General features: G+C 41.9%; 18 protein-coding genes and 2 pseudogenes. 5 read left to right on the top strand and 15 right to left on the bottom strand.

What is annotated here, in order from left to right:
* Nucleotides 1-38: 38 nt before the first annotated feature.
* From B3H30_RS04655 to B3H30_RS04640, 4 genes are read left to right on the top strand one after another with little or no spacing between them, the layout of a single operon-like run.
* A complete protein-coding gene (locus B3H30_RS04655; protein WP_286833506.1) occupies nt 39-1,199 on the top strand; it encodes an alpha/beta hydrolase in 1,161 nt (386 codons plus the stop codon).
* 37 nt (nt 1,200-1,236) lie between these two features.
* Entirely contained in the window at nt 1,237-2,406 is a 1,170-nt protein-coding gene (locus B3H30_RS04650) for a glycosidase (protein WP_286709314.1), read from the top strand.
* A 23-nt stretch (nt 2,407-2,429) separates the two neighbouring features.
* Entirely contained in the window at nt 2,430-3,845 is a 1,416-nt protein-coding gene (locus B3H30_RS04645; protein WP_070566727.1) for an MFS transporter, read from the top strand.
* A gap of 28 nt (nt 3,846-3,873) precedes the next feature.
* Nucleotides 3,874-5,043: an AGE family epimerase/isomerase gene (locus B3H30_RS04640; RefSeq protein ID WP_070566725.1), complete on the top strand. Its 1,170-nt coding sequence runs from the start codon at nt 3,874-3,876 to the stop codon at nt 5,041-5,043.
* 73 nt (nt 5,044-5,116) lie between these two features.
* Here B3H30_RS04640 and B3H30_RS04635 read toward each other — a convergent pair whose 3' ends face one another.
* The 6 genes and pseudogenes from B3H30_RS04635 to B3H30_RS04615 form a co-directional block, all read right to left on the bottom strand.
* A complete protein-coding gene (locus B3H30_RS04635; RefSeq protein WP_088162435.1) occupies nt 5,117-5,329 on the bottom strand; it encodes an Abi family protein in 213 nt (70 codons plus the stop codon).
* 1 nt (nt 5,330) lies between these two features.
* Nucleotides 5,331-5,435 carry a helix-turn-helix domain-containing protein gene (locus B3H30_RS24835; protein WP_368072492.1) on the bottom strand — a complete coding sequence of 35 codons (105 nt, stop codon included), beginning with the start codon at nt 5,433-5,435 and terminating at the stop codon, nt 5,331-5,333.
* A 117-nt stretch (nt 5,436-5,552) separates the two neighbouring features.
* Nucleotides 5,553-5,783: pseudogene (locus tag B3H30_RS04630) on the bottom strand (IS256 family transposase); the annotation flags it as partial.
* Between the two features lie 113 nt (nt 5,784-5,896).
* Nucleotides 5,897-6,307 carry a carboxypeptidase regulatory-like domain-containing protein gene (locus tag B3H30_RS04625; protein ID WP_139145005.1) on the bottom strand — a complete coding sequence of 137 codons (411 nt, stop codon included), beginning with the start codon at nt 6,305-6,307 and terminating at the stop codon, nt 5,897-5,899.
* 103 nt (nt 6,308-6,410) lie between these two features.
* On the bottom strand, nt 6,411-6,929 hold the full coding sequence (locus tag B3H30_RS04620; RefSeq protein WP_070566717.1) for a hypothetical protein: 519 nt from the start codon (nt 6,927-6,929) through the stop codon (nt 6,411-6,413).
* A gap of 186 nt (nt 6,930-7,115) precedes the next feature.
* The gene (locus tag B3H30_RS04615; protein WP_139145004.1) at nt 7,116-7,547 is read right to left on the bottom strand and encodes a hypothetical protein; all 432 of its coding nucleotides are present in this window, start codon (nt 7,545-7,547) and stop codon (nt 7,116-7,118) included.
* Here B3H30_RS04615 and B3H30_RS04610 point away from each other — a divergent pair.
* Nucleotides 7,522-8,088: a hypothetical protein gene (locus tag B3H30_RS04610; RefSeq protein ID WP_070566713.1), complete on the top strand. Its 567-nt coding sequence runs from the start codon at nt 7,522-7,524 to the stop codon at nt 8,086-8,088. The two genes, B3H30_RS04615 and B3H30_RS04610, sit on opposite strands and share 26 nt — an antisense overlap.
* A gap of 6 nt (nt 8,089-8,094) precedes the next feature.
* Here B3H30_RS04610 and B3H30_RS04605 read toward each other — a convergent pair.
* The 9 genes and pseudogenes from B3H30_RS04605 to B3H30_RS04565 form a co-directional block, all read right to left on the bottom strand.
* A pseudogene (locus tag B3H30_RS04605) lies at nt 8,095-8,917 on the bottom strand (RteC domain-containing protein).
* Nucleotides 8,918-9,178: 261 nt separating this feature from the next.
* Entirely contained in the window at nt 9,179-11,452 is a 2,274-nt protein-coding gene (locus tag B3H30_RS04600; protein WP_286833502.1) for a multicopper oxidase family protein, read from the bottom strand.
* A 13-nt stretch (nt 11,453-11,465) separates the two neighbouring features.
* Nucleotides 11,466-11,921, bottom strand: coding sequence for a heme-binding domain-containing protein (locus B3H30_RS04595; protein WP_286833499.1), 456 nt, complete (start codon nt 11,919-11,921; stop codon nt 11,466-11,468).
* Between the two features lie 32 nt (nt 11,922-11,953).
* On the bottom strand, nt 11,954-12,370 hold the full coding sequence (locus B3H30_RS04590; RefSeq protein WP_078797523.1) for a hypothetical protein: 417 nt from the start codon (nt 12,368-12,370) through the stop codon (nt 11,954-11,956).
* Between the two features lie 24 nt (nt 12,371-12,394).
* Complete coding sequence (locus tag B3H30_RS04585) at nt 12,395-12,919, bottom strand: DUF305 domain-containing protein (protein ID WP_286801645.1); 525 nt, start codon at nt 12,917-12,919, stop codon at nt 12,395-12,397.
* 11 nt (nt 12,920-12,930) lie between these two features.
* The gene (locus B3H30_RS04580; RefSeq protein WP_286833496.1) at nt 12,931-13,596 is read right to left on the bottom strand and encodes a DUF3347 domain-containing protein; all 666 of its coding nucleotides are present in this window, start codon (nt 13,594-13,596) and stop codon (nt 12,931-12,933) included.
* A gap of 6 nt (nt 13,597-13,602) precedes the next feature.
* On the bottom strand, nt 13,603-15,723 hold the full coding sequence (locus B3H30_RS04575; RefSeq protein ID WP_034735068.1) for a heavy metal translocating P-type ATPase: 2,121 nt from the start codon (nt 15,721-15,723) through the stop codon (nt 13,603-13,605).
* 18 nt (nt 15,724-15,741) lie between these two features.
* Nucleotides 15,742-16,047 carry a hypothetical protein gene (locus B3H30_RS04570; protein WP_002981094.1) on the bottom strand — a complete coding sequence of 102 codons (306 nt, stop codon included), beginning with the start codon at nt 16,045-16,047 and terminating at the stop codon, nt 15,742-15,744.
* Between the two features lie 14 nt (nt 16,048-16,061).
* Nucleotides 16,062-16,937 carry a DUF3347 domain-containing protein gene (locus B3H30_RS04565; RefSeq protein WP_286833491.1) on the bottom strand — a complete coding sequence of 292 codons (876 nt, stop codon included), beginning with the start codon at nt 16,935-16,937 and terminating at the stop codon, nt 16,062-16,064.
* Nucleotides 16,938-16,988 lie beyond the last annotated feature (51 nt).

The following is a 16,988-nucleotide window of genomic DNA, read 5'->3' as shown; positions in this document are numbered from 1 at the left end:
TGGCGGCCTCATTACCATTGAAAACAAATGATATACAGATGAAAAAACTAATTTTATTGGGCACAGCGTTGTTAGGTCTCTATTTGCCTGTTAAAGCACAGCAGGACGGATCCTCATTTAGCACAGCCGGATGGTGGCAGGCATCGACAGGCAAATTTTCACCTGCGATTGATTCCAGTGGACGGGTTACCTTCCGTGTGAAGGCTCCCCAAGCCAGCAAAGTGCAGGTCGAGATTGGCGACTGGGACATTATGAGATTGGCGATGGAACAGGATACAAGCGGTGTTTGGACGGCATCTACGAGCTCCCTATTGCCAGGTATTTATCAGTATGTATTTGTGGTAGATGGAAAACGTTCTATAGATTTAGCCAATCCTAAAGTCAAATACGGCACAGAAGTGTATGGCAGTGTATTGGAAATTATAGCACGTCAGCCTGCCGTTGATCAGTTAAGAGCCGTCAACCACGGAGAACTCCGCATCTTAACCTATACCGCTAGCAAATTAAATAAGCAGCGCAACCTTTATGTCTATGTGCCACCCCAAGCTGTCCAGTCAACTAAACCGCTGCCAGTTTTATATCTCAGGCACGGTGGGGGAGATGATGAGGGGAGTTGGTTTCGTGATGGGCGTGTTGCGTATATCATGGATAATTTGATTGCCGAAAAAAAAATAAAACCCATGTTGGTGGTTATGACCAATGGTCTAACGGATGGATCATGGGCCGGGGGTAGTTCAGTTGAAGGGATGGATCTTCTTGAAGATGAGTTGCTAAACGACGTGAAGCCGCTTGTCGAGCAACGATTTAATGTGGGTAAGGATAAGTTATCTCGGGCCATAGCTGGTTTATCTATGGGAGGAGGGCAGGCTTTCGTGATCGGTATGCGAAATAAAGATACTTTCCAATATATAGGTCAATTTAGCTCGGGACTTTTGAGTGATCCAGCATTTGATTTTGATCGCTATATCCCCAATATGTCAGCTTTAAAATCTTCTTCCAATAGTCAAGCTGTCTATATCTGGTCCAGCTGTGGTACCAAAGATCCTCGGTACAACGGACATTTAGCTTTTCTCCAGAAGTTGAAAAGCTATGGGGTTGATTATGTCTATGACCAGGCAGATGCTGGCCATGAATGGTCATTCTGGAGGGGACAATTGGAAAAATTTGTCCAACAGATCTTTAAAGAGCACAAGAAATAGAAAATATACAAGAGAAACAAAACTATACTTATAGAAGATGAATTTAATATTTGAAAATCGTAGACAAGCTATCGAACAAGCACATCAGGAACTAATTTCTCGAAAAAATACGCCATTATTGCCAGGAAATGGGATATACGAGCGGTATACCTATCCAGTTCTGACTGCTGATCATACACCACTTCATTGGCGTTATGATTTTGATGAGGAGAGAAATCCCTTTCTGATGGAGCGTTTCGGCATCAATGGGACATTCAATGCTGGGGCAATCAAGTGGCAGGACAAATATATTATGGTTGTGCGTGTAGAGGGTAATGATCGCAAGTCATTTTTTGCTATTGCTGAAAGTGAAAATGGCATAGATGGTTTCCATTTTTGGGATTATCCGATAGATATTCCCGAGACCGAAATTCCAGATACCAATATCTATGATATGCGTCTCACGCTACACGCGGACGGATGGATCTATGGTATTTTCTGTACCGAACGCAAAGATCCCGCAGCTCCTGCTGGTGATCTATCTTCGGCAGTTGCAGCTGCCGGCATTGTACGTACTCGCGACTTGGTCACATGGGAACGCTTGCCAGATTTACAATCCAGCAGTCAGCAGCGCAATGTGGTCCTCCACCCCGAGTTTGTCGATGGTAAGTATGCACTTTACACACGTCCACAGGATAGTTTTATTGATGCAGGCAAAGGTGGTGGAATAGGTTGGGGGCTGGTAGACAGTATGGAAAATGCGGTTGTTTCCGAAGAGAAAATTATAAATCACCGACACTATCATACCATTAAAGAGCTTAAGAATGGGCAAGGGCCAGCGCCCATTAAAACCGAGCGTGGCTGGCTACACCTGGCACATGGCGTACGGATGTGTGCTGCAGGCCTTAGGTATGTACTCTATCTTTTTGTAACAGATCTGGCACATCCCGACCAAATAATTGCTGAACCCGCGGGACATTTTATGGCACCCAAGGGTATAGAAAGAGTAGGAGATGTCTCCAACGTACTCTTTTCAAATGGCTGGATCGCAGACCCCGATGGTACCGTTTATATCTATTATGCTTCGAGCGATACACGGATGCATGTCGCCTTATCATCGATAGACAGATTGCTTGATTATTGTTTTAATACAGCCCAGGATGGATTTCGGTCAGCAGCATCAGTCAAGGTCGTACATACGATCGCTTCAAAAAATCTGAATAGTTAGATTTGTATCCAGAATACCTACTTATGAGAATTGAAAATGAAAAAATCTCGTTGAGAGAGAAAATCGGATATGGCCTGGGAGATGCAGCGTCGTCCATGTTCTGGAAGCTGTTTGGTATGTACCTGATGTTTTTTTATACCGATATTTTTGGTATGGAGGCGAAAGCTGTTGGTACCATGTTTTTGATCACCAGAGTTTGGGACTCGTTGTTCGATCCCATTATAGGTGCACTTGCAGACCGTACACGGAGCCGTTGGGGCAAGTTCAGACCATTCATCCTTTATGTTGCCATACCCTTTGGTTTGATCGGTGCAGCAACATTTTATACGCCTGATTTTTCGCATACCGGAAAAATTATCTATGCCTACCTGACTTATTCCTTGATGATGATGGTGTATTCGGCGATCAACGTACCATATGCATCATTATTGGGTGTAATGAGTCCCTTTCCCAAAGTGCGTAATGTACTGGCTACCTTTCGGATGACATTCGCCTATATCGGGAGTTTTGTTACCCTGCTTTTATTCAACCCATTAATAGATTTTTTCAGTAAGGCGGGAGCAGATCTTACGTCACTTCAGCATGGTTGGTTTATGGCTGCACTAGTTATTGCTGCATTTTCAACGATACTTTTTTTGCTATGTTTTTATTGGACAAAGGAAAGGGTTGTAGAGGTGACGGCGCATCACTCGACATTAAAGCAAGATATCGGAGACTTGCTAAAAAATGGTCCTTGGTGGATACTGCTGGGAGCCGGGGTGGCGGCTCTTGTTTTTAATTCCATTCGGGATGGAGCAACGCTATACTACTTCAAGTATTATGTTGAGGAGCATCAAATCGACCGAATCATGATTTTTGAGGTACCATTTGTATTAAGTGGACTTTATTTGGCCCTTGGGCAAGCTGCTAATATATTAGGTGTTGTATTAGCAGCTCCTGTCAGTAATCGTATCGGAAAAAAAAGCACCTATATGATTGCCATGCTTATTGCTACGGTGGGAAGTATTGCCTTTTACTGGTTGGGCAAAGAAGATCTAATTCTTATATTTTCTCTTCAGGTACTCATCAGTATTTGCGCCGGGAGCGTATTTCCCTTGCTTTGGTCGATGTATGCCGACTGTGCAGATTATTCCGAACTACGCACAGGCAATAGGGCAACAGGTTTGATCTTTAGTTCTTCATCGATGAGTCAGAAGCTCGGCTGGGCATTTGGGACGGCTCTGACAGGTTGGCTATTGGCCTATTATGGTTTTCAGGCCAATCAGCAGCAGAGTGACGAAGCACTTCATGGTATTCGGATGTTCTTGAGTTTTTTCCCTGCAATCGGTACTGTATTATCCGTGTTGTTCATAAGTTTTTACCCTTTGAGCGAAAAACGGATGGATCTGATCCTTAATGATCTAAAGAATAAAAGAGAGGCTGATCTTGAAAAAAAATAGATGAATCAATACATTTAGCTTGAATTAAATGAATCGTTTTAGAGAAATACTTGAAAACAACATACTTCCATTTTGGAGTGAAAAAATGGTCGATCTGGAATTTGGCGGTTTTTACGGAAAGATGGATGGGCATAATCATTTGGTGCCCTATGCTAGCAAAGGAGCTGTTATGCACGCGAGGATCCTCTGGACGTTCTCAGCTGCCTATCGCCAATTTAACGATATATCCTATTTACGAATGGCTGAACGGGCTTACCACTACCTACGCGATAATTTTATCGATAAAGAATATGGGGGAGTTTATTGGGAGCTTGATTATCAGGGCAAGCCCCTCAATACAAAAAAACAGACCTATGCACAGGGCTTTGCACTGTATGGTTTCTCGGAGTTTTACAGAGCTACGGGAATATCCGAAGCTTTGGAGTTATCAATAGATCTTTTTAAGTTGATTGAGCATACTTTTGATGATGAGTCTGGCGGATATTTGGAAGCATTTTCGCGCGACTGGTCACCGATAGCCGATATGCGGCTGAGTGAAAAAGACGAGAATCAGGTCAAGACCATGAATACTCATTTACATATTCTTGAGCCCTATACCAATCTGCTACAGGTGTGGCCAGATGATCAATTAATTTCAGCCCAAAAGGATCTGGTCGATCTTTTCGTTAGCAAAATCTATGATTCGCGTACAGGGCATCTCAATCTTTTTTTTGATCGGGAGTGGAACTCAACAACTGATACCATATCATATGGTCATGATATTGAAGCAGCATGGCTTTTGTGGGAAGCTACTACCGTATTGAATATTCCCGCACTCTCCCAATCCATCAAAGATATTGTGACCAGCATTGGCCTCGCCGCCGTGGAGGGGATCCTTCCTGACGGAAGTATGGCTTACGAATTTAGAGATGGTCATTTAGATGACGAAAGACATTGGTGGGTACAGGCCGAGGCAGTAGTTGGTTATAGCTATCTGTCCAAAATTGTACCTGATTCCAAGTTTTTAGATTTAGCAGAAAATGTCTGGAAATTTATTCAGACAAAACTTATTGATGTTCAATTTGGAGAATGGTACTGGAGTGTATTGCCCGATGGACAAATGAATCGTAACGATGATAAGGCGGGTTTCTGGAAATGTCCTTATCATAACGGCCGGATGTGTTTAGAAATGCTTCGGTTTAATGACCACGTCTGCTAATAATTGATAACCTAAGACTAAACATTTTGTTGAAATTTTCTAACTCTATGTGTAGGTGTTTTAACATTTTGACTCATAGTTCTTTATGGGTATAAAGAAAGGGGGTGCTTTCTATTAAGTGTCCCCTTAAGTGGAGCTGGAGAGATTCGAACAGGTTAGGGGCACTATACCAAAAAGGACCATATTGATGAGACAATATATAAATCATTTTTGCTCTGATTGCGACTTCTATCTTTTCGAGTTCAGCGGTTACCAGCTTACGCAGTCCTCTATCAAAACAATACATGTTAAATGTGGATACGCGAAACGGTCTTGCGGCACATCCCAAGTTCCCTTGAGATCTCCCGCAAAGATTTGCCGTGTTCCAAAAGTGTTTTTATCGTATTGTACATAGCCACTTTATACATAACGCTGAGATTTTATTATACTCTCAACAAGTAAAACCTTAATTGTTTAAGGTGGTGGCATTTTAATGCGAATTGCTGGGGGTATCTATATGCGAATTAACAATTGAGACCTCGGACTGTCTTTTTTGTCTTGCCATTTCGACGATTGCTATTGCCCGAAGCTTTCTCTTCGTTCAAGTGGTTTTCCAGTTCTCCATCCATCATTGATTCCAACAGATGCTTCATTAACGGCGCTAGGACGCCATCATTGGGAGACAAACTTTTACCTTCGTAAAGACCTTGCATGGCTTCTGCCTTGAAGCGTTCAAAGTCGAATGGGTCTTTTTCTTTCATGACCGTGTCGTTTGAATAATTGAATATACATAATCTTATTGAATTATTCCTCTGACACAGTTCATGTTACAGTCTCCATTTCTATAATTAATACACTTTGTGGTACGATGCTGTTACCTCTTTTGTTTTTTCATTTCTTCTATCTCTCGCTTTAGCTGGTCTCGATCTTCTTTCTTGTAAAATTCTAACTCCGTTGCAGAATAATCGTACTTGAATAATCTCGCTTTTATTCTGGTATTATTGACAAAAATACCAAAGTCTATGTTTGCTATAGTGAGAAAACCAGCACTATTTCCATCAATTTCGATACTTCCAAATTTTGTGAGTTTTGCCAGTCTTGTACTGAATGATCCATCTGTGTCTGAAGATACTTTTTTGAGCGTATTTCCTTCCGAGTCTAAAAATCGTATCTCTGCATTGGGTACCTTCCTTTTTTTCTTAGCTTCAGTGATAATGCCTGAAATCGTCACAGAATCTTCCGAATCGTTCTCGTCTAAATAGCTTGAAGATTCGTACCCGCCCAATACTTTATTGTTTATTGTTTTAGGTCTGATGACAGAACATGATGAGAAACAAAAGATCAAAAAAAAGACTAAAATTTTAATAGCCCAGATCAACTTATAACACCTATCTATGTTTTCTATTTGCTTTTTCAACTTCTTTCCTCAACTTTTTCTGGTCCTTTTTTGAACCTATTTCATTAATATACATGGGCTGCCTTGGTAATTTTATGTCTAAGGCGTAGGTTTTAAAATTTGTCGCAATGTAAACATGTTCGATAGTCATCCCCGTTCCAAATGTATCTACAATAATTTTTCCATGGAGCAATCCCTCGGATGGGATCGTTAGCGAAAATTCTCCATTTTTATCGGTGATGGCTGTACCAATTGTATCACTCTCTGAACTAAGAAAGAAAACTCTAGCAGAAGGAACATTTTCATTATTATGGCACATTCTCACTTTGCCTTTTATTAAAGGCGATATCTCATCATCTGTATAACCTTTACCTCGTTGGCTATAGCTGCTGCAGTTGTTTTGGTCTATATCAACCCAGTCGTTATAATTCTTCTTTGTGGAACAGCTAAAGAGTGTTAGCAAAAGAAGAAGTTTAAAACCACAAAGGTTTAACTTTATGCGTAATGCCATTATAAATTTGGACCTTTTTTATATTTCAAATAATAAACAAAAATTCTTTATATGAATAGATTCCGTTGTAAACAAGATGAAATTTTTAGCACCATCAAAAGCTTTTTTTTAACTTGCTTGTACCTACCTCTAAAATCTAACTCATTTCAATATTAATAATTTTTCTGAGTTGATTCTCATTTATATCTATTTATTATTTTGATTCTTGATTTCTTTAATCTCTTTTTTCGAAAGGGGTACTGTGCTTTTCATAACTCCATTTATAATAAACAGTTTCACAGCTATTTCTATTTGTGAATAAAATCGACCCATATCAACTTTTGCGATTTCAAGTTCACCTAATGAATTTCCATCGGATCCATTTATATTAATATTCCCGACAGTAGGTTCAGTTTTTATGGTAAACTTAAATCTTCCTTTACTATCAGCTGTTTTTTTAGCAATTAATTTATTATTTGTATCCCGAATTTCAATTTCTGCATTTGGTACTATTTTATTACTTCCTCCCATGCGCACCTCTCCCTGAAGTGATATTATTCCTTCAAGATCTTTATCATCTTTTAAATATTTTATATTTACAATCGAAAACCCTGTGCTGTTAGATGGCTTGCCGCCCAATGCAAATCCGAAACAAATAGGCGCAAAACTGAACGAGATTGCGAACAAAGCCCGCACGGCAGGCGACTATCGTGAAATAGGCAACCTCTACGGGTTTCAATTATTGGTTAAAACAGAACTTCCAAAGGATAATTCAACACTCGAAAGGGTCAATAGATTTTTTATAACTGGCGAGGGCAATATCAAGTACACCTACAATAACGGTCTGATGGCAAAAGACCCCGAAACCGCCGCAATGAATTTTTTAAGGGCTTTGGAAAAACTGCCGGGCTTTGTGAAGCAGGAGCAGGAGAAAATCGCTGAAATACCAAAAGACCTACCGATACTTCAGGAAGTGGTTAACGGTACTTGGGCTAAGGAAAGTCGATTGAGTGATCTTAAAACGGAACTGGCTGCCGTAGAAAGAAAGATACAGCTATCTATTACGCCGGAAACCAAACAAGATGCTTCGGAGCAGGCAGAAAAGCAGAATGAAGCCCCAAAGGTGCAGGAAAGCATTATACGGACAAAAGGCGTTCATTCACCTCGTGGCGTATTATAATAGTCGTTACTTTTCGTCCTTTTCGTCCATTTTTTTTTATTAGGGCTTCACACAGGCTGTCAAGGAATTTGGTTCGGTTTATCTTACGGGCTTTCAGTTCCATAAACGTATGGTAAAAATCGCCCAATTCAATATTAAAGGCATCTTCAAATGCTTTAGCAATCAATTTTATATCTGTATTCCCATTGTTAAATACACCGTGGGAGTACAGTGCATATATGAGTTCAGTCAGTGCCGTTTTGCTTGCCGTCCATTTCAATGAATTGTCCGAACCCCTTTTCACATTGATGTTATTGAGCCTGTCTTCCAAATAAACTTGTATCAGGTCATTGGCAAAAATCTTGGCAACCTTATAATCGTGTGAAGTAGAAAAACGATGGTCTGCTTCAAAATAAAATGTGTCTAACCACAGCCTTATATCGTGCTTGCCACGCACAAAGAATTTTTCGTCAACGAAAGAATTATTGCTGCGGTAATACTTGTAAAAATCAAGGTTGTTTTCAAAGAACCTTTTTAGCTTTTTCAGTTCTTTGGTAAAATATTTCTTGGTACGCTTGTTCCCGTAGGGTCTTCTTGTTTCGATTTTATAGATGGCATTGTAGTAGATGAGCTTTGAAACAATAACAGGTTTCTGATACTTGAAAAAATGGATTTCTTCTTCCATATTCTTAAAGTCATTTTTCAGTACAAAGTCCTTTAAGTCGGCAAGGCTTTGTATGATATGGTGTATAACGGCTTCAATTCTTTTTATGGGGCAGTCGGTTTCAATCTCCAGTTCCTGGATTGCAGTTTCCAATTTAAGATATGTTTCATTGTAAAATTTATCCATTCGCTTCATTTTGATGTAATATATTATTGGTTAATACAGAAAAGCTAACACTGTTCGTATTAGCTTATGATGCAATTACTGCTTAAAAAAATTCAACCTCTACCGTATTGATGATGGAACGATAGATAGATTTTTGTTGCATACTTTAAAGGGTTGTAGTATGATGCAGGTTAGTCTTTGCGAATTACACCTGCATCACCTCCTTTTTTTTACCGATATTTTTTTACGGTTATGCAGTTTACAACCCTTAGTTATTTAATTTTAATAAGTCAATGCCAGCCCCACACCAAAGCCCATATCGCTATCATAGTGGGTACGTATACCTATATTCTTATTAATGATATACCTAAGTTCTCCCATATACTCTAAGTCGGTATTCACCATAAAACCACCTCTTAGTCTTTTTGAAATTGGTATATCTTCACGCATTAACTGCAATCTCACAATTCCATCATGATATACTTCTGCCTGAAAATTGACCAGCATAGGTAACGTATACATAAACCCTAAACTGAACGCCCTGCGGGTGTCTTTCTTGTTGGTTTGTCCAAATATGTTCTTTTCGTGTTCATCTTCTCCCATTTTACGGTAGCGGTAATCAAAACCTACAAAGGGCATGAACCATTGCATCTTTCCAATGTATCTACCTAAATGGGTTTCTACTTCATAACCGTGCATACTATTATAGCCTAAACGCCATTCTGTTCCTAATTGGTAGCGTGCATTCATTAGCATAGCTTCTCCATCATTACCATTGGTTGCAAAATCGTTTTGTGCCATAAAATGAGGCATATTACTTTCTCTTTGCAATTCTTTATAGGCTTTTGCCTTGTCGGGTAGATAGGGGTTATTGTAGTCTCCAACTTCAAAGACCCTGTTCATTCCCGCCATCATGTGATATAATATATGGCAATGAAAGAACCAATCACCTTCCTCATTTGCTAAAAACTCAATGGTATCTGTTTCCATAGGCATGATATCCAACACATTTTTAAGCGGCGATTTTTCGCCTTTTCCGTTTATCACCCTGAAATCAAATCCGTGAAGATGCATTGGATGCCGCATCATTGAATTATTATAAATGGTAATCCGTAGAATTTCTCCTTTTTTTACAGGTATTTTGTCAGTTTCCGAAAGTATTTTATTATCCATGCTCCATACATAGCGGTTCATGTTGCCAGTAAGTGTGAATTTCAACTCTTTTACAGGCGCATCATTTGGAAGAGAGGTGTTATAAGGTGATTGCAACATAGCATAATTTAATGTTTTGATGTCTCCCAAGGCATTAGCGTTGTAACGGTTAGCGTCGTTATCCATATCCATACCCTCATGCTTACTGTGGTCTGCTTTTTTTGTTGCATCTCCGGTAATTTCGGGATACATCACTACATTCATGTCCATTTGGTTAAGGCTCATCTTCATGCCCATATCGTTCAAATCGCCATTCATTTTCATCATATCGTTCATCATCTTCATCCCCTCGAAATACTTCAATCGTGGGAGTGGAGAAATAAGCTGTTTGACCCCATCACCTATAAAGTAACTCGCAGATTGTGTCCTGTCTTCGGTTGTTGCTAAGAACTCGTAAGCCAAACCATCTTGAGGGATAGTCACTACAATATCGTAAGTTTCAGAAACGGCAATGATTAACCTGTCCACCTCTACAGGCTCAACATCATTCCCATCATTCGCTACTACTGTAATTTTTCCTCCAGCATACCGTAGCCAGAAATATGAAGACGCCCCTCCATTGGAAACACGCAATCTGACTTTGTCGCCTGCTTTTAGCTTTTTACCATCAATTGTTTTCAAATCGGTGCTATGGCTACCATTTATTAGGATTTTATCATAGTAAATGTCACTGACATCCATCGCCAGCATCCGCTTCCACTCGTTTTTTACCTTTACCCCTAATTTTCCCTCCTTAATAGCTTCAACATATGATTGTGTTGCGCCTTTCTTAATGGCCGCCCAATCATTTGCATTGTGTAGCATACGGTTGATATTATCGGGGTTAAGATTTGTCCACTCACTTAATATAATTGGAACGGTCGGCAAATCGTCAATTCCTTTTCTGAATGTCTTATCATCGCTTCTTTTCTTCATGATAAAACTTCCGTACATGCCAATCTGCTCCTGCAATCCTGAGTGGGAATGGTACCAGTGCGTACCATGCTGGATAATCGGAAAACGGTAGGTGTAGGTTGTGCCCGGTGCGATGGGTTTTTGTGTAAGCCAGGGCACACCGTCTTCTTTATTGGGCAGGAACACACCATGCCAGTGAAGTGATGTGCTTTCTTTCAATTGGTTGTGCACCACTATTTCGGCAGTGTCGCCCTCGGTAAAGGTAAGGGTGGGCATGGGGATTTGCCCGTTTACGGCAATCGCCCGCTTTTGCTTACCTGCATAGTTGACAAGGGTATCTTTTACATACAGGTCGTAATGCACTACTTTCTGTGCAAACAACGTTTGGGTGCAAAGCAGTATCAGCACTGTTTGCAGTATTCTTATGGGTATTTTTTTATATCTGTTCATTCGTTGAAAAATTTTATTTAATGCTGTCTTCCATTGTGCCAAACCACGCCATCAAAACCTGCTTATCCTCCGGTGATAATACTGCATTGCGATGGATGAGTGTGTATGACGACAAAGGCATTTCCCCGTCCTTGACCTGCCCCGCCATAGCCCTGAACTTGTTACGCTGCCTGCGGGCAGAATATTCGCCAAATTCGCTAAAGTTGAGTTCCTCTTTCCCCTTTTTTATATGCTCTGCCATGTACCATGCTCCGGGCTGGATACGACTGTACCACGGATAGCGGGTATTGTTGCTATGGCAGTCATAACAGGACTGGACAAGGATAGCCTTTACATTTTGGGGTACGGCGTACACCCTTTCGATATGGGTGGCTGGCACTTCATCCGCCTGGTTCCGTAACGGCTGAAAGAACTGTATGCCGATGAGGACGACAGCCAGCCCCAATATGATTTTCTTCTTTATGGTCATAATTATTTTATTGTGGCTTCATCTTTTTGTGTCTACTGTTTTTTCACATACTTGGCATAATTCTCCTTGTTTTCAAAATAAGAAACTTCACCGTTATTTCCTGTCACAGCAATCACCGCATTAGCTTTGTCTACCTGCTTATGGGAATAGGGGTCTATCGCCATCCGCACGGTCGCATCTTTTGGAATACGTTCCTTACACATTTCGCAACATCCGTAATAGGTTTTACCATCAAATTTTACGTCAAACTGCCTTTTGCCCATATAGGCATCGTTGACCATGCAGACTTCATCCGATGGAACCAATTCACCTATTTGGTTACTATGCCCGTGGCTTTCCGGAGTTGCCTGCGAATGCTGTGTCGCTTCATCCTTATTTGACCCTACCTGTCCGCAAGCGGTGAATAGCAGGGCTGATAAGGAAATAAAGCCGATTATTATTTTGCTCATGTCGAAACTGTTTTTTAAATTTTATTATTTACTTTCTTCAAACTCTTTTAGCTTGCGCTTCATCAGTTCAATTTCTTCCGCTTGGGTTTTAAGTATGTTTTTTTGCAGCTCTATCAGTTCCGGGTCGGTCAGGTGTGCCTTTTCGGACATCAATATGGCTGCTGCGTGATGGGGTATCATACCCTTTGCAAACTGCTTGTCCCCGACATTGATTTGTTCCCTGATACCAAACCATGAAAAGATGCCAACAGCAACCGAGATGATGGCTATCGCCCAATTCATCTTCCTGTTGGGGTACATTACTTTCATTACCACTAATTCGATAAGCAACATTGCCGAAGTCATCAGCAGGGTCATATACAAATTGTTGATATTGGGTATGAGGTTGCGCAACCCGTCTATCATAGCGTACATAATAAAATACATTGCACCGAACATTACGACAGCCATAATCGCAAAGCGTTTGTACATGGCTGAAGCATGGCTTGAATTGTGCGCACCATGCCCTGAAGCATGACCTGTATGGTGGTTGTTCTGCATATTTTCCATAACCCTAAATTTTATTTGCTGTTAATTGTTTTTTCCACCTTACCGCAGGTCAGCATTTTAGAACCGTAGTAAGGGTTTTTGATTTCTTTGCTTTCGCTGAACCAAACAGCTCCTTTCCCGTCATTGAACATCGGGCAATGGTCTTGATACAATGTTTGTGATGTGCCGAACAAATCAATCAGGTCTTTCAAATCTTCGCCAAGCGAGGCCAAATGTTCCCGCTGGTGGTGGATGTTGCCGACATTTTCCCCGATATGTTCTGCATGTTCTTTAGCATCGTCCGCTATGTCCATGTACTTTTTGTGCTTATCGGCAGGAACGGCTTTCATGTCCACTTTATTCAGGGTAGCTAACAGCTTTTTCCCTGAACTGGCGGCAGCTTTGTCATCGTCCGAAACAAGGGCGTTCTTTAAGGACAGATAATCGGTAACTATGGGCGCAATAGAAAAGTTTTTTGCTTCTTCTTTTCCTGTTGCTTTTGCTTCCTGACCGCTCGGAGTTTCACTCACAACGGGCGCAGCTACCGTATCATCCTCTTTTGGTTGGGAAGCTGACTGTTCTTGTGATACAACAGCAGTATCACTTGAAGACTGCTCGTTTTTGTTGGATGCCTGATTGCATGATACTGTTACAAATGCCATGATAACAGCAATGATTGATAATGTTAGATTTTTCATTTTTATTTATTTTTTGATTTTTAAAAAACTTGCGTTAATAGCCACTACAATGGTGCTTACACTCATCAGCACAGCACCCATAGCGGGACTTAAAACAAAATTCGGATAGAGTACGCCTGCCGCAAGCGGTATTGCCACCACGTTGTAGCCAACCGCCCATATCAGGTTCTGTACCATCTTTTTGTAGGTAAGTTTGCCGAAGTCAATCAGTTTGACCACATCCCTCGGGTCGCTGTCTACCAATATGATATCCGCTGTTTCGGCAGCCACGTCCGTACCGGAACCCACGGCAATGCCCACATCTGCCTGTGCCAGTGCAGGTGCATCATTTACACCATCACCAGTCATTGCTACGATTTCGCCTTTTGCCTGAAACTCCTTTACTTTCTCCTGCTTGTTGTGCGGAAGCACATTAGCCAAATACCCGTCCATACCCAATTTTCCGGCCACGGCAGCAGCAATCCTGTCGTTGTCCCCGGTGAGCAGAAAGGACTTGATGCCCATTTTTTTGAGTTCCTCAATCGCCTGTGCCGAACCCTCACGGATGCTGTCTGCCAAAGTAATGATGCCGATTACCCGGTCATCAATGAGGACAAAGTTGACCGTTTCGGCCTCTTGATTGATTTCGTTTGGAATTTCAGGCAGGGAAAGGTGGTTTTCGGTGAAATAATTCGGGCCGCCAGCTACGACATTTTTCCCGTTCACAACACCTTTAACACCTATGCCCTGCATATAGCTGAAGTTTTCAGACTTCCATAAGGCAAGGCTCTTTTCTTTCAATGTAGCCATAATGCCTTTGGCGATATGGTGTTCCGAATTTTGCTGTACTGCGGCAGCATACTGGATAACCTCATCGGCATTATATTCGTCTGTTAACGGTATAACCTTTTCTACGGCATGGGAACCTTTGGTGAGCGTTCCGGTCTTATCAAAAATGACAGTGGAAAGTTTTCGGGTGGTTTCAAATGCTGTGCGGTTGCGGATGAGCAGACCATTGGTCGCCGATAGCGTTGTGGAAATGGCGACCACCAACGGGATAGCCACGCCCAATGCGTGCGGGCAGGCCGTTACCATTACCGTCACCATTCTTTCAAGCGCAAAGGCAATATCTCCACTGCTTGCATACCAATAGGCAAATGTGCCTATGCCAACGGCAATGGCAATAAAGGTGAGCCATTTGGCAACTTTGTCCGCAAGGTTTTGCGTATTGGACTTAGTAGCTTGTGCCTCCTGCACAAGATTGATAACCCTGTTCAGGTAGCTGTCTTTTCCAACGGCTGTTACCTTAACTTTCAGCGCACCATCGCCATTGATAGAGCCTGCGATGACCTTTCCGTCCTTTTCCTTTTTCACGGGAATACTTTCTCCGGTAAGCATGCTCTCGTTGATATACGAAAGCCCCTCCAGTACCAATCCATCGGCTGGAATTTTTTCACCCGGTTTTATGATAGCCGTTTCACCGCTTTGCAGGTCTTCAAGCTTTATTTTTACCGCTTCTCCGTTTCGCTCCACCGTGACATCGTTAGGCAGCAAAGCAACCAATGATTGCAAAGCCCGTGAAGCAGCCATTTGGGAACGCATTTCCAGCCAATGCCCTAACAGCATGATGTCGATAAGCGTAGCCAGTTCCCAAAAGAAGTCCATGCCCTGCAAGCCAAATACAACGGCTACGGAATAGACATAGGCTACGGATATAGCGATAGCAACAAGTGTCATCATCCCTATGGCTTTGGCGTTCACCTCGCCAATCATTCCCTTTAGGAACGGCAAGCCTCCATAGCTATAAATCACTGTACCCAATGCCAGCAGCACATATTTATCTCCATTGAAAGCAAGGCTGAAACCCAACCATTGCTGTATCATGTGTGACAGGAGCAGGATAGGGATTGTAATGACGAGGCTTATCCAAAAACGAGCGAGAAAATCGCCTGTATGATGCCCCTCATGTTTGTTAAAGCTATCTCTGGCTTGGTTATGATGAGAATGCCCGGAATGCCCATGTCCTGATTTTTGTACATGAGAAACTGAGCTACCGCCAACGGGAACCAGTGCCATGCCACAAAGCGGGCATTTGCCTGGTTCGTCTTTTAGCACCTGCGGGTGCATGGGACACGTGTATTTTTTCATAATAAGGGGTTTTAAAAGTTATGTTGCACTTAATTTTTTTGCCATCTCATGGGTCATTTCTTCGGCATAAGCACCATAGGCATCCACAAGTACGCCTTTATTCTTACCATCATTGGACGATATGGCATAAATCACGGCATTGTTATCAGGACTGCTGTCGAGGCTTTCAAACCTATGGGTTTCCGTAACCGTAAAATCCTCCGGTTTTAGTTTCAGGCTCCTTGACGCACAGTACAGGCAGTCCGGCAACAGACTAAAGTCCATACTGTATCCACGCTGTCTTAGGTCTTTAAGCGCCTGCACCATGTCATTGTACTGTACCATAGCTTTCAGACCTGTTATTTAATGGTTTCGACCGTACTGCCGCAGGTAAGCATCTGTGAGCCGTAATATGGGTTTTTAACAGCATTCTCTTTACTTAGCCAATTGGCTCCCTTACCTCCATTGTACATAGGGCAGTGCTGGTAATAAACGGGAGTATCCTGTTTAGACACTTTGGCCAGTGTGTAGATGCTTCCCGAAAGTGCCGCAAAAGCACTTCTTTGTTTTGCAACATCTTTTGATTTTGAAATGGTTTCCGCATTGGCCGTCAAGTCCTGCATCACTTTCATCCAAGCCGTATGTTCCTCTGCCGATAGCTTATTCATATCGACTGCTTTAAGGGATGCAGCCAATTCAGCGGCTTTGGCAGATGCGGTCGCCGCATCGGTTTTTATCAAAGCATCTTTCACTGAAAAGTAGTTGTCAAATACAGCCTTTAGCTGTGATTGGTTTTGGGCTGCATCTTTGTTAGCTGCCATTTGACTATGGTCGTGATTGCCATGTCCGGCATTCATGTCCATTCCCGCCTCCTTGTTTTTGGCAACCGTCTTCACTGGTCTATCATACTGGCAGCAACCAGCCAGTTTAGCATATACGTCATCCGGCGCACGGAACTTCTCACTGTCATAACCAGCCAAAGCGATACGTTTCAGGATTTCATCCTGATTTGTTTTGTCGCCGTCATAGGTGAGCGTAGCCATCTTGGTATCTTTGTTCCAGTCCACACTGGCTACCTTTTTTACGTTACCTGCCTTTTCGATGGTGGTTTTGCATATACCACAATTGCCGTAAATCTTTACGGTTTCTGTTTTCGCATTCTTGATTTGTGCGAAGCCGTTTATTGATGATAGTAATACGGCGATTACCATCACTATTTTTGATAATGATTTCATAATAATTACATTTTGAGAAACGGGGGATTGATAAACCCATTTCTGTTTTAA

This window comes from Sphingobacterium sp. UBA7038 (assembly GCF_002494055.1).
GTDB lineage: Bacteria > Bacteroidota > Bacteroidia > Sphingobacteriales > Sphingobacteriaceae > Sphingobacterium > Sphingobacterium multivorum.
The sequence above is the reverse complement of the archived record's forward strand: the minus strand, read 5'-3'. Positions and strand labels throughout refer to the sequence as shown.

Excerpts from the sequence above, each read along its gene's own strand:
- B3H30_RS04635 (WP_088162435.1), bottom strand. The coding sequence starts at position 5,329 with ATGTATTGTTTTGATAGAGGACTGCGTAAGCTGGTAACCGCTGAACTC.
- B3H30_RS04620 (WP_070566717.1), bottom strand. The coding sequence starts at position 6,929 with ATGGCATTACGCATAAAGTTAAACCTTTGTGGTTTTAAACTTCTTCTT.
- B3H30_RS04640 (WP_070566725.1), top strand. The coding sequence starts at position 3,874 with ATGAATCGTTTTAGAGAAATACTTGAAAACAACATACTTCCATTTTGG.
- B3H30_RS04570 (WP_002981094.1), bottom strand. The coding sequence starts at position 16,047 with ATGGTACAGTACAATGACATGGTGCAGGCGCTTAAAGACCTAAGACAG.
- B3H30_RS04580 (WP_286833496.1), bottom strand. The coding sequence starts at position 13,596 with ATGAAAAATCTAACATTATCAATCATTGCTGTTATCATGGCATTTGTA.
- B3H30_RS04595 (WP_286833499.1), bottom strand. The coding sequence starts at position 11,921 with ATGACCATAAAGAAGAAAATCATATTGGGGCTGGCTGTCGTCCTCATC.
- B3H30_RS04585 (WP_286801645.1), bottom strand. The coding sequence starts at position 12,919 with ATGGAAAATATGCAGAACAACCACCATACAGGTCATGCTTCAGGGCAT.
- B3H30_RS04645 (WP_070566727.1), top strand. The coding sequence starts at position 2,430 with ATGAGAATTGAAAATGAAAAAATCTCGTTGAGAGAGAAAATCGGATAT.
- B3H30_RS04650 (WP_286709314.1), top strand. The coding sequence starts at position 1,237 with ATGAATTTAATATTTGAAAATCGTAGACAAGCTATCGAACAAGCACAT.
- B3H30_RS04565 (WP_286833491.1), bottom strand. The coding sequence starts at position 16,937 with ATGAAATCATTATCAAAAATAGTGATGGTAATCGCCGTATTACTATCA.
- B3H30_RS04575 (WP_034735068.1), bottom strand. The coding sequence starts at position 15,723 with ATGAAAAAATACACGTGTCCCATGCACCCGCAGGTGCTAAAAGACGAA.
- B3H30_RS04600 (WP_286833502.1), bottom strand. The coding sequence starts at position 11,452 with ATGAACAGATATAAAAAAATACCCATAAGAATACTGCAAACAGTGCTG.
- B3H30_RS04590 (WP_078797523.1), bottom strand. The coding sequence starts at position 12,370 with ATGAGCAAAATAATAATCGGCTTTATTTCCTTATCAGCCCTGCTATTC.
- B3H30_RS24835 (WP_368072492.1), bottom strand. The coding sequence starts at position 5,435 with ATGTACAATACGATAAAAACACTTTTGGAACACGGCAAATCTTTGCGG.
- B3H30_RS04655 (WP_286833506.1), top strand. The coding sequence starts at position 39 with ATGAAAAAACTAATTTTATTGGGCACAGCGTTGTTAGGTCTCTATTTG.